The organism is Paenibacillus sp. FSL R10-2736, assembly GCF_038000245.1.
Classification (GTDB): domain Bacteria; phylum Bacillota; class Bacilli; order Paenibacillales; family Paenibacillaceae; genus Paenibacillus_AQ; species Paenibacillus_AQ phytohabitans.
Map to the genome: position 1 here is coordinate 5,501,875 of NZ_JBBOBN010000001.1, position 13,019 is coordinate 5,514,893.

The 13,019-nt window shown below is 56.7% G+C and carries 8 protein-coding genes and 1 riboswitch; all 8 genes read right to left on the reverse strand.

All coding sequences use genetic code 11. The features are described from left to right. Nucleotides 1-305: 305 nt before the first annotated feature. The 8 genes from NSQ73_RS23550 to NSQ73_RS23585 all read right to left on the reverse strand — a co-directional run bounded on the left by NSQ73_RS23550 (nt 306) and on the right by NSQ73_RS23585 (nt 12,941). Nucleotides 306-1,691: an MATE family efflux transporter gene (locus tag NSQ73_RS23550; RefSeq protein ID WP_076242588.1), complete on the reverse strand. Its 1,386-nt coding sequence runs from the start codon at nt 1,689-1,691 to the stop codon at nt 306-308. A gap of 178 nt (nt 1,692-1,869) precedes the next feature. Further along, nucleotides 1,870-3,291 (reverse strand): flotillin family protein, encoded by a 1,422-nt coding sequence (locus NSQ73_RS23555; protein WP_039295561.1) that lies wholly within the window; start codon nt 3,289-3,291, stop codon nt 1,870-1,872. Between the two features lie 22 nt (nt 3,292-3,313). Next, entirely contained in the window at nt 3,314-3,859 is a 546-nt protein-coding gene (locus NSQ73_RS23560; RefSeq protein WP_340988397.1) for a hypothetical protein, read from the reverse strand. 157 nt (nt 3,860-4,016) lie between these two features. After that, a riboswitch (cyclic di-AMP (ydaO/yuaA leader) is annotated at nt 4,017-4,203 on the reverse strand. 272 nt (nt 4,204-4,475) lie between these two features. Then, nucleotides 4,476-6,842 carry a glycoside hydrolase family 88/105 protein gene (locus NSQ73_RS23565; protein WP_340988398.1) on the reverse strand — a complete coding sequence of 789 codons (2,367 nt, stop codon included), beginning with the start codon at nt 6,840-6,842 and terminating at the stop codon, nt 4,476-4,478. A 32-nt stretch (nt 6,843-6,874) separates the two neighbouring features. Next, the gene (locus NSQ73_RS23570) at nt 6,875-8,071 is read right to left on the reverse strand and encodes a hypothetical protein (RefSeq protein WP_256703765.1); all 1,197 of its coding nucleotides are present in this window, start codon (nt 8,069-8,071) and stop codon (nt 6,875-6,877) included. 107 nt (nt 8,072-8,178) lie between these two features. Further along, nucleotides 8,179-8,979, reverse strand: coding sequence for a polysaccharide deacetylase family protein (locus NSQ73_RS23575; RefSeq protein WP_340988399.1), 801 nt, complete (start codon nt 8,977-8,979; stop codon nt 8,179-8,181). A gap of 576 nt (nt 8,980-9,555) precedes the next feature. Next, entirely contained in the window at nt 9,556-10,251 is a 696-nt protein-coding gene (locus NSQ73_RS23580; RefSeq protein WP_340988400.1) for a DUF1961 family protein, read from the reverse strand. After that, nucleotides 10,248-12,941 carry an exo-rhamnogalacturonan lyase family protein gene (locus NSQ73_RS23585; RefSeq protein ID WP_340989381.1) on the reverse strand — a complete coding sequence of 898 codons (2,694 nt, stop codon included), beginning with the start codon at nt 12,939-12,941 and terminating at the stop codon, nt 10,248-10,250. The genes NSQ73_RS23580 and NSQ73_RS23585 overlap by 4 nt, the downstream gene beginning before the upstream one ends. Between the last annotated feature and the right edge of the window lie 78 nt (nt 12,942-13,019).

Consider the following 13,019-nt stretch of genomic DNA (forward strand, 5'->3'; position numbering starts at 1 on the left):
ATTAGATGTTGTTTTTCCACTTGCTTCCGCACATCGCTCAGAAATTGACGAATTAAGATACGTTTTTCCACTTGCTGGCCTGAAGAAGCCACTCCTCACTCCTACCGGAGAACACTTGGACAGCCCGACGCGGCTCGACATCATATCGCGCCAGCCTTCACTTCATTACACCACGTGCAGGGAATCTGCACGCGATACAAAAAACGCAGAGCAGCGCCACTTAATAACGGGCAACGCTGCTCTGTTGTCTTACATTTATGGGAAAACTACTTACGGGACAGCCTTTAGATCAGCAGCCACAGCGTTCATATCAGCTTATGCGCAAACCATTTGTCGCCTCTGAAGCGCCATAGAAACACAAATCCCCGGACGGCCCACTCGCAGTTCATCGCCAGCCAGACCCCCAGCACACCGTAGCCTAGGACGATCCCGAGAATGTAACCGAATACGACCCGGAACAGCCACATCGACAGCATGGAGGTGATAGAGGTGAAGCGGGAATCCCCCGCTGCCCGCAGCGCGGACGGCAGAATGAAGCTGACCGCCCACAGCGGAATCTGGGCAATAGCATTCACCAGCAGGACTACAAACAAGTCGTCAATGATCTCAGGAGGCGGAGAGAAGATTGACACCAGCGGATGGAACAGCGGCATCAGGAGCAGGGCGACCAAGGCATACGAGGCTGAACCGATCCAGAGGAAGGACTTGATGAATTTTCTGGCATCCGCCACATCCCCCCGCCCGATGCATTGGCCGACCACCGTTACGATCGTCAGCGACAATGCACTGGCCGGAATCTGAAACACCATCGCCAGCGAGCCGGCAATAGCATTGGTCGCAATCGCATAGGTGCCCATACTAACAATAAAAATCTGGGTCAGCAGCTTGCCGCCATTGAAGAACATCTGCTCAGCTGCAAATGGAATGCCGATGAACATAATTCTGCGCAGCATGGAGACCGGAACATGGAACAGGTCGCGGACCCGCACACGCAGTACCGTGTCAATCTTGAACAGGTACACCAGGGCAAAGATCATGCCCGCATACCGCGCGATATTGACCGCCAGCGTCATCCCCAGCACACCCATGTGCAGCAGGTTAATGAAGACTACGTTCAGTAGTACGTATAACAGATTCATGATCAGCGACAGCATCAGCGAAGCCCGCGTCCTGCCGACGCCGCGCAGCGCACCGCACACCGCCTGAACCACGGCGATCCCCAGATAAGAAATACTGCTGCCGATCATGTAGATCCGGGCATTATCCAGCACATCGGCGGAAGCTGTTCCGAACAGCAGGTTCAGTATCGGCGTGTGGAAGCCCATGAGCAGAAGTCCGATTCCCACGGCGATCAGCGATACCGAGGTAACCGAACCCGCCGTAGCCTGGGATACCATCCGGTCGTTGCCGCTGCCTTTGTACTGCGCAACGACCACTGTCCCGCCGGTAGCAATGGCAACGAATACGTTGATCAGGAATATATTCAGTGAATCTACCATATTCACCGCACTGACCGCCGCCATGCCGGATGAGCTGATCATCGCAGTGTTTACCAGATTAAGCCCGATGATGAAAGCCTGGTCAATCAGGATCGGAATAAATAAAGCTACAATTTGCCGGTAATCCATCCCTTCCCCGGAAAGGTACTTCTCCAGCCATTTTTTGGCCGGCAGTCGAGCCTGAAGCTGCATAAATATATCACATTCTTTTCTGTAGAATAATTGCGAGCAGACAGTACATTCCTTCCAGTTTACTACAAATCCAGCTTCACGTCTGTGACCAGTGAGAAAAACCGGCACACAAAAAAGCAATAAATCCGCAATTCTCCATTAACGAAAGAACGGCGGCTTTATTGCTGCTGTATATGAATTACTGCTCTTTATCCCGGCCAAGCAGTCCGCTGAGCGCTTCGGTCACATTCATACCGGTAAGCGTCTGGGTCAACTCAGGAACCTGGGCCATTATTTTGGCGATATCACCGGTAATTTTGTTCACGCCTGAGGTAGCTCCATCCTGGGAAATCACTGTAATCTTATCCACCTTGGCGAGCGGGGAAGCAATTTTCTCAGCCAGCTCCGGCAGTATTTTCAGGAATTCCACGGTAAGCGCAGCTTGTGTGAACTGTTTGTACGCTTCGGCTTTCTTCTCCAGGGCTCCCGCTTCCGCCGCTCCGGCCAGCTGGACAATCTCCGCATTCGCTCTCCCTTTCGCCAGCTCAGCTTCCGCCGTGGCCAGTCCGCGCTTGGTCGTTGTCGCTGCCTCGGCTTCCGCCTCAAGAATCTGCCGCTGCTTGGCGGCTTCCGCTCTCATGACCGTAGCCTGGTTCTCCGCCTGGGCAGGCTTGATCACCGTTGCCTCCAGCTCCCGCTGTCTCAGCTCGACTTCAATTTCCCGGACTGTGCGGTTGGCCTCCGCTTCCATCTGCGTGATTTTGACCTGTTCGGTAACGAGCGATTGCTTAATTTTGTTCTGCTGCAATTCATACGCAAGATCCGCCTGTGCCTTCTTCACTTCTGTCTCCAGCTTGAAATCCGCCTGCTTGATGTTCAGTTCCTTCTCAAACAGGGATTCCTTCGCGCGGGCGGCGGTTCCCGCTTCAATGGTGGCCTGATGCGCATTGGCTTTGGCAATGGAGGATTCCTTCTCCGCCTCGGCCTGCTTGATCTGAATGTCGCGTTCCGCTTCCGCCTTGGCAATGCTGGCATCGCGGCGGATGCGCTCAATTTCCGGAACCCCCATATTGTCGATATACCCTTTGTCATCCGTAATTTTCTTGATGGTGAAGCTGACGACCTCAAGCCCCATCTTGTCGAGGTCCTCCGAGCAGGTCTCCCTCATCTTGCTGTTGATTTCATCAGGCGTCTTGAGGATGGATTCCACCGTCAATTGCCCGATCAAGCCGCGCAGGTGGCCCTCCACCGAATGCAGGATAATCGTCTCGCGGTCTTCTTCCGGCCGGTCGATGAACTGCTCACTGGCCGTCAGAATAGCGGTGGGATCGCTTTTGATTTTTATCTGGGCGACCGCCTCCAGGTTGAGCTTGATGCCCTGCCGGGAGAACATCGCCTGCGCCGGAATGACATCGAAGCTCATCAGCATCATCGAGATGGTCTTATTGTTCTGGAAGCCGGGGATGACGAACGTACCGCCGCCCTGCACCACTCTTTTACCGCCGAGACCGTATACAATCATCGCCTGATTGGGCGGGACTTTTTTATAAGCGGTCACGATACTGAACAAAGCCAGCAGAATAACAACAACAATGCCCGAGATTAAATAAAGAATAACCATTTGGTCCGACACTCCCCGTCATTTATAATTCTCCGAATTCCCTCTCGAAGAGGGTTACTTCCGCCATTCCCTTATCCACCTTCAAAATAATCACCCTGTCGCCCCTCACAAGCTGCTGGCCGCTTGCTGCCCTCACTCCAATGGAGCGCATCGTTCCGTGCAGCACATATTTCATTTCCCCGGCTGTCCCATCCGCTGCAGGCACACTGATGTATCCAAGCTGCCCTGCCTGCTCATAATCCAATTCATTCATGCTGCTGTCATACCGGGTCATCACCCGGGCCAGCACTGCATACATCAGACACCCTGTCAGCAAGGCAATCATGGTACAGATCAGCACTACTGCAAGCACGCTCATTCCGCTGAAGCGGATAAGCACATAACCAGAGCCGCCCCAGACTGTGACAAACACCATCAGCGGGAGTATAGGCACAAAGCCCGGACCCCCGGCGTCACCGCCCCCCGCATGCAGATGACCCGCCAGGCCATGCCCGTGAAGTCCGCCGCTTAGGAGTAGGAGCAGTCCGACCCAGAAGCACACGATAAATATAGTTAAGATAACGATCACCTCCTTAGGCAGTTCAGATCACATTATAAAGATACTTTTTACGTTGTTATATGAATTGTTATTCTTGATTCAGACCGTCTTCCCCCACTGCCTGCACAGCAAAAAGACCACAGCAGCAGCAGGGCTCTCCGTGGTCGGTTAATCGATCATGGCGCTCATCCTCTCTCTTCGAGGCTTACGGGGTTAGCTGACGGATTCGGGCAGCGAGATTGCCCTACCTTGCCGGAGCACCGTTACAGCATGCAGCAAGGATTCACCCCAGGTGAGCGGCCGCTATCTGAGCAAAAGCCGTAATCACCGTTGGTTCCCCCGTTCCCATTACTGGAATTCAGCCATTTGAGAACAGTTAAATTTCATTCGGTTGTTGATTTGAATCTTACGCCTGCAGCCATTTAATGTAAAACGCTGCGGTTGACAAAAGAAGCCAAAAATGCCGTCCCTGCATGAATGAAGGCGTATTCTTTGCTTTCGTTCTTAAGCGGCCGATGATTTACTCCTTCTTGCTCCGTTTCTCTGGAGCAGTGCTGTTACATAGCAAAGAGGCTGTCTAGTAAGCAGTGAATCTGCTTACTAGACAGCCCCGGCCGGCAAATATTATCAATACAGTATAATTTCTTTATCGTTTCTGTGCTTCCAGCTCCCGCGTAAGCTCCAGCGCTTCAATACCGGCCAGCAGTACTATGCCAATTCCGTGAGTATCGTTGAGCTGCCAGGTGAGCTGCTCCTTGTAATAGAGCTTATTGAAGGAGTAGCCTGATCCCCGGCAGACGCCGTAGACATTCCCCTGCTTGTCGATGCAGTATTCGGCAAGGGCGTGCCAGCCGCGTATTGCTGCAGCGGCGTAGGGGTGCGGCTTGAGCAGCCAGCCTCTGCGCGCCCCTCTAGCGAATGCATACACGAACATTGAAGAGCAGGATGCCTCCGCATAGGATTCGGCATCCGTCAGAACTTGATGCCATAACCCTGCTGCATCCTGTAGCCGCAGATACCCTTCACACAGCTCCCGGAAATAATCCAGCAGCTCCGGCTGCTGCGGGTGCTGCTCCGGCAGAATCTCCAGCAGCTCGGTCAGTGAGAACAGCACCCAGCCGTTGCCTCTGCCCCAATGCACACCGTTCGGCTTGCCGAATTTATAGTCATAGACATGGTGCATAATGCCAAGCTCCGGCTGGAACAGCCGCGCGCGGTAATGCAGAAACTGGGCCACTGCGTCATCCAGATATTCAGCATTGCCGGTTAGCTGATAGTACCGGACCAGAAAAGGGGTGCTCATATACAAATCATCACACCACATCGTTCCCTGCATGAAGTCGGTCGTGCCCCGGGTGCGGTAAAGCGCACCCGCCTCGTCACGGGACTGTGTCCCGTGAATGTAACGGGCAATATATTCTGCCGCCCCGGCTGCTCCAGGCAGCGGCTGCACGCTGTGCGCTGCCAGCATCGCCGCACCGAATGAGCCGCAATCATCCAGGGAGTCGATTAGCGCCAGCTGCTGATTAATTCCCGGAGCGCCGTAACGGCCCGTGTCCCAGAGTGCATATTCATGAAGCCGTGTGCACTGCTCAATATGGCCTCTGGAATAAGCGGTGTAATGGGAATCATCCAGCACAATCCCTGTGCACAGCAGCCCGTATAACGTCACGCCCAGCGGATAATTCCAGCGTCCGTACAGCGTGCTCTCCAGATACGGCCTGACCGCTCCGCCGGGGCGGTCTACCCGCCAAAAGCAGCTCTCCGCCCCTTCCCCAAAGGGAGTATCCATCACAGCAGCCGCCGCAGCCTCCGGTGCAGCCGATGCAAGGAAGGTCCCCAGATACAGCCAGGGTCCTGCCTGCCCTTCCACAGGATGCGGCAAGACCAGGTTCACGGTGTCCGCTTCCGCTTCTCCCCCTGCGTCCGCCGCTTCCAGCCGGAAGCCCCAGTCCGGGCCGCAGCAGACGGCCTCGACCAGCAGATCATGGCTGCCGAAGCCCAGCGGCAGCACACATTCAAGCCCGGCACTCCCCCCGGGCTGGATGGCGGCAAGCCTGCCATCCACATAGACCCGGAGTGCCGCCACGTCCCGGCTGCGGAGGCTCAGCCGGGTGTCAGTGAAGCCCGGCGCTGTCACCGCCAGCCGGCTCCAGGCCAGCGCCTTCGCGCCGGGAACCTCGCCGAAGATACGCGCGAGATTCCCGGCGCAGGCCACGGTATCCGGCCATCCGGCCTGCGGATACCAGGCACAGCGGGACGCGAGCGCCGCTTCGGCCGCGCCGCTGCGGAATGCGCTTTGCAGCGGCTCCGCCTGGAGTGCTGCTGTTCCTCCTTGAGGAACGCCGGCGCGCTCGCTCTCCGGCTGCAGCATCCATCTGCTCTGCTGCGGCGCGCTGTAAATCCAGCCCTCACAGCCGCTGCGCCCGGCTGTCGGGGCCAGGAAATGCAGCGGCGCGCCTTTCACGCTGCCCGTGCCGAAGATGCCGCCGCAGCCCGTGCCGACTGCGGTGAATTCCAGCAGCACATGGTTCCAGCCCTGGCTTAGCCCGGTCCGGAAGTAGGCCCTGCGGTCCGGAAATACATCATCGTTCAGATTGGACTGGAACACGGCGGAGCCATTGACATAGACTGTTACCGGACCGAAGCAGCTGACAGCCAGCGGGATATCGCTCTCTGCATCGCTCCACAGCTTGCCCCAGACATAGACAAATTCCCCGTCCTGCAGCTCCGGCAGCCGTTCCTTCAGATTCATCTCATACCGGCAGTCGGATGGCCGCGGAAAGCTGTCCTCCAGATGCACCCGGTACACCGGAGGCTGCGGCGGATTGGCACCGATATAGCGATTGGCTACGATCGCAAGCACGGATTCGGTATGCTCTCCAGCCGTACGCACGATAGAATTCTGCGGATCAAAATATGCCGGAACACCAGCCTCCACAGTCTTGCTGTTCTTCACAGTCCCGCCAGCCTCCACAGTATTCCCGCTCTTCGCTGCCTCACCACTCTTCACCGTCACCCTTCCATTGCCTGCCCCACCGCCTATCACAACGCCACCTCACCGCCGGGATAGAGGGTGGAGCTGTACAGCCGCTTGGGCTGCGGCAGCTGCCGCCCGGGATGCACCGCCTGCAGCGGGAGCGGTTCGCCGGCATAGACGGCCGCAAGCTCATCCGTATAAATAATGACTTGCTCGGTCCCGCTGCCCAGCAGGTCCCCATGCACGGCGTATCCCTGCTCGGCAAACCGGGCAACGATATTCATATAGCCGTCATAGAGCGCGGGAAGCACAGCTTCGCCCCGGCGGTAAGCAAGAATATAATCCGGCGCATCCTTCCAGAAATGACTTACGGCTTCAACGATCGTCAGCCAGCCGTCCGTGGTGCGCTCTTCCTTCCACAGCTCCTGACCGGACTGGTCCAGCAGAAACATCGCATCTTTACCGCGCAGGCCCTTGCCGTCATCTTCACGGACCATACGGTCGAGACCGGCAATCTGCAGACCCGGCAGGTCGGGACGGAACCGTCCGAGCGCCAGATGCTGCGATTCAATGGAGCCTTCATACCGCCACAGCTCATGCCCGTCACGGTCATACATCACCGTCACACTGCCGCCGATCACCAGCTCCGGCACTCCGTCTCCATTCACATCGCCGACCCACAGGCAATCCGCATGATCCTCCAGATCATGGCAGCTCCACAGCCGGTTTCCGTCCGCATCCAGCAGATCATATCCGGCCATGATCTCATCACGCCCGTCTCCGTCAAGATCGAACACCCACGGATAATGCCCCACATTGCCCTGATGGGTCCAGAGCAATTCGAAGCTGGAGTTCAGTGCCCACAGCTGATGATAGCGGTCTTTGAGGATAATGTCGGAAGGATGTCCGCTGCCCTTCAGGTCGGCAATAATGATACAGTCATGGGCTTCCTTGGCCGGCAGCGGATGGACCGACTTGACCTTGCCCGTCGCCCCCTCCAGAATCTGCAGCCGGTCATCCATCACACACAGCACCTCAAGCGCGCCGTCTCCGTCAATATCGAAGATTTGGGCCGGATAATCCGACCCTGAGCTGCCTGCACCATTATCCGGCTTCCCGGTCTGCCACAACAGACGGCCCTCCAGATCATAGGCAGTCAGGCACTGCACCTGATGCGGAATATAACGGACATCCTGGCGGTTATCCGGCTGAACCAGCAGCAGCTCTGCCCTGCCGTCCCCGTCCAGATCACCGAGCAGCATTTTACATCTTGGACCGGCGGCTGAAATATCTATTGCGGCCAGCCGGTGCAGCGATTGATTTGTTTTTTCCACAGTAATTCCTCCTTATCTCTATCCCAGTCCTGTAATCAGCCTAACTCCACAGTCTGTCCTCCAGGCACCCCGACCACAGTTCCGGCAACCTCCAGCCAGACCGCAGCAGCTCCCGGATTGTATACAAAATCCCGTGCGGCAGAAAAAACCAGCCCCCGGCAGGCCTTCATATAATGAACCAGCTCCAGGTTGGTCACATACCAGATGTCGTCCCGGCCGCCGGCCATGGCACAGAAGCGCTCCATCAGCTCCCAGTTGTTATCATTGTCGAATTCGTAGCTATGGCCCCACACATACATCAGATAGAGATACTGGCGCTTATGCAGTCCTATAAAAGTCTCGCCGTGGGCAAGTAAATCCCGGTTATGGTGACAGGTGGCCTGCCACTCCAGCCAGTCCTCCGGGAGGGCGAAACCGCCGCTGCTCTGGACAGTACGGGCATATTCGATGCCCAGATGCGGCAGCAGCCCCTTGATCTCCGCCGTATAGGACCCGTTCGGATAAGACATTCCGCGGACCGGCTGGCGGATTAGCCCTTCCAATACTTTGCGGTCCTCCATAATCTCCTCAACGATATACTCCTGCGGGCAGCGTGCCATGGTCGGATGGCTCCGCGTATGCGCGCTGACTTCATGACCGCGGTACAAGGCGGCGACTTCCTCTGCCCGAATGCGGTCCCCTTCTCCAAGCAGTCCCGAATTCAGGTGAAAGCTACCCTTGATTCCGTGCATGTTGAACAGGCCGACCAGCCGTTCATCTGCCCGTCTGCCGTCGTCATAGCTCATCGTCAGCGCCTTATGCCGGCCTTGCGGATAGCAGTAATACACTCCGGACATTACGGTTAAGCCTCCTTTGCATATGAGAATGAATGATCTATATAAGACACACTTAGGATCTGAACTATATGGCTTGAACTTGTAAAAGACTTCCTCTGCAGAACCTTGCGCTAGCAGGTCTGTTGAGTGTAATAATGAGGAGCAGATAGCAGTTATAGAATGATGGCCAGTTGATGGACGGCCCCCCCTTTTTGCGGAGCAAGGATTTCGTCCATGCAGCAAGTCAGATTCTTAAGCTCACTCTATATAGTTGTATTTCCTGCACTTAAAAGACGGCAAAACACGGGTTTTGCCGGGTTAACTGTATTCTGTACAATTAAAAATGGCGAAACGTCTTCTTTTCCAAATATGTGTACTTTTAACTGCATGAAATACAATTAAAGCTCTCGCAGTGCAATAATCGATCGCTTTAGTTGCACAAAATACAGTTAAAGCTTAGGCCCTAAGGGAGCGTCACAGAAAGCCAGCATTTCAAGCAAGGAACCCGGTGCTAATACGAAAGGTTACCGGTTCAATCCTCCTGCAGTGCGAAATTTCCCCTATCGCCTCTTTTTTTCTTTTCGTTCCTCCGGGCAATCAAGGAGCATAGACAACCAGATCACTATACTCTGCAATCAGCGGTGCCATTTGCCGGAAGCCTATTCTGCCGCCTGCCAGCAGCGGGCCGGAGGACGAACCGTCATCCACCCAGTGCAGCAGCGGCAATCCGTCCACGGCAAAGGTCACCGCAGGACCCTGCTTCACGGCCAGCATGCGGTAGGCTCCGGTCATATCGGCAACATCAGGCAACGGATCAGCGCCTTGCGCGACAAGGTGGAAGCCGTAGCTTTTGCGCAGATTACAGGTGTGAAAGGACCGCTCCTCTTCCCACATCCGGCGGAAATAGGAGATATGGAAAGCATTCATCTGCCCATGATGGTACTGGTCATACTCCCCCGTGCGGACCGGCAGGGACGGATCAAACAGATCCTTGCCCCCGGCGCCGGCAGCAGCGAAGAACAGAATAGCCAGTCCGGGTTCCCGCAGCGGGCGGAACTTCCACGATACCGCAAGCTCCGCCGGACAAACCTCCGGGCACCAGAAGACCACATTCGCCTGCTGCCCTTCTTTTGCATCCCGTTTACTCTCCAGCCTTAAACGTCCCTGCGGAAAGGTGGCTATGCCGTCGCCTTCCATCCGGAAACCTTCCACATGCCCGGGTCCTTCCAGAGTATTGCGGTAGATCTCCCGCCAGCCTTCCGGAATCAGCGTCAAGTCCTGCTGCGCAGTCACTCAGACGCCACCGCCTTTCCGGCATCCGCCTCTGCTCCTGCTCCTGCTCCTGCTCCCCGCTCCGGAAGAGCTTCAGCAATCAGCTCCAGGGCAATGATCGTGTTCAGCGACCACTGCGAAGCTTCATTCGTATTCATCCAGCCGATCTCATTGATCGGTTCCAGATAAGTAACCTGCGTCTGCTCTGCCTGAAGGTCAACGGCTCCGAACGGATTCTCCAGCAGGATGTTCCAGCAGCGTTCAGCAGTAGCCCGGTCATCCTTATACCATGCGCCATAGGCGGCAATAGCCACACTCAGCACCGGATGCTCAAACCGCAGCCTGCCTGTAATCGCTCCTCCGGTAATGACATCCTTCTCTTCCTGAGGCAGGTTGTAGAACACGCCGAATTCCGCGAGCATATCCTCCCACTCCGGGTCCTCCAGCATCATCGCCAGCTCGAACCATACCTGCGGCCCGCCCATGCTGATCGCCAGATGCCGTCCCCAGTTGTCATCACCCATAGCGCTCAGAATTCCCGTCTTAGGGTCATAGCCATAGGTTGGACCGGAGATCAGCCGCAGATTGGCCGCTTTGATGCAGTTGATTCCCGTTATGATTTTGTCGCGGTACGCCGTATCTTCATACCGTTCCCAGCAGGTCATCCAGTTGGAGCTGAACGCCGCCCAATCCGGGCCTACCCGCACATGGGTCGGAAATTCATCCTTCGGAAAATAAGCCCGCATCGGGTCCAGCGTCACCGTGGAATAATCCGCATCCTTCACACTGTCCATGATGTCGCCGGTCCGCTCATCGCCGGTCAGATAATAGTAGTAGCGGTGCAGTCCGGCCATAGCTATCCGTGCTTCCTTGCAGCCGCAGCCCCAGTGGACGACATTATGCCGTGAGCCAAGGCCCGCATATTCCCCGAAATGATAAACATCCACCTCGCTGGTATGCCGGGTCATCGCTTCCGCCATGCGGAATAGATCTGCATGCCCGGTCCGCAGGAAGCTGAGCCACAGCCACATATTCGGCACCAGCTCGGCATTCTGCCAGGCGCAGCCGCCCAGATCGTAATTCCAGACATGGCGGACCGGATCATAGCTGTGCATGAAGTCGCCATAATCCCAGAAGCCGTACCATTTCCGCTGCCCGATCTCCGACTGGTAAAAGGAGAGGATGCCGTCCAGCCGGTCCTCCAGGCAGGCCTTGGCCGGTGTGCTCCGGTCCGGCAGGCTCCACAGGCCGAACGCCCGGCTGCGGTGATAATACTCCGGAGCGCAGACCAGCAGCGCCGGTTCATCCGCTTCCTGCTGCATCTGCAGCAGCTGTGCAGTTCCCGGCGTTTCCGCGGTGCACCACAAGGTCAGCTCGTTGGTGCCCGCAATACCGTACGGTGTAGCACGCAGTTCATCTGCGCCTTCGTAGGAGGACTCCACATGCGTCTTCGTATCGTAGTGGCGCAGGTCCATGGCCGGAACCTCCGGCGACCAGAACCAGACCGTTAACGCTGCTTCACTGCCGGAGGTTCCGGTAATCTCCAGCCCGGACGGGTGCTTTCGCCAGAAGTTCTTCACTCCGGCGGCCAGACCGCCGCATTCCGAGCCGACATAGCTTAGCCCTCCTGCCCGCCGGCCTTCTGCCCCCTTAATCCAGGTGCAGCCCGCCCCTGTCCGCTTATGGATTACATAATGCTCGGACGAATCCTGAACGAGCTTGAAGCTGTCCCATACTGCAGAATCCTGAAGCAGTCCCGTGAAATAAGCATCCTCCCCCGGGTCAAACTGCTGGAGCTTTCCTTCCAGCTGCCCGGCGAACATGCCGGCGTATTTGCCTTTGGTCCTGCGGGTATGAAGCGTCTTGGGCGACTCGCTGAAGATTCCTTCACTGCCACCCAGCCGGACATGGCGATTGTACAACGGACCGCTTAGCGGCACCTTGAACACGATGCCCAGCCCCTTAATGAAATCCTGCTGCGGATTGCCGTCATAATGAAAGGTATGCACCAGCCGGATGGAATCCAGCCCGGCATAGAAGTATAGCCGCAAAGTATAAGGAAGCCATTCTCTGGCTCCCCTCACACTTCTATGCCTGCCTTCCAGCCGAACCACAGCACGCAGCGGTCCGGCTTCTTCCAGGCTTGCCCTGCGGGTCACGCCTGTAAAGCGTTCCTGCCGCAGTGTTAGCTCACCGCTGAGCGTATCGCGCTGCTCGCGGAGGCAGACCAGCTCACTTCCGCTGCACAGGAGCTGCTCTGCGCCAGCCTCCGCAGCTCCGGAATATCCATGATCGCTGCCGGAACCTCCGGATTCCTCTGGAGCCCGGCGGATAATCCGGGAGACTGGTCCCGCCCCCCGCTTGCCCACGGTACACAGGATGGTGCCGGTATCGATAAAATAGGCTTCTTCTGTTTCTTGAACGGACACCTGCAGTGCCGGCATATCCCCCGGCACTGCAGACCGTTCCAGCGTATAACCCTCCGTACTCCCGTCAGGGCATACGGCCGAATGAAACGACCACTTGATGCTGCCGTCCGGCCAATAAGCGGCAGGGCGGCTCTGCAGCGGCAGACTGCAACCTTCCCCCGTCCCGTTAAGACATAGGGCGGACAGGTCCCCGCGCTTCAGTTCTCCCTTGGACCAGGGTACGCCCCAGGTAACCCCCGCAGCAGCAGCTGGCTGATTCAACCAGCGTAATTGTATTGGCATGGCTGAGGACAAAACGGTCATCTCCTTATGTGACATCACCGATCACAGAGACTAATGATCCGAGCCGGAGAAAGCTGC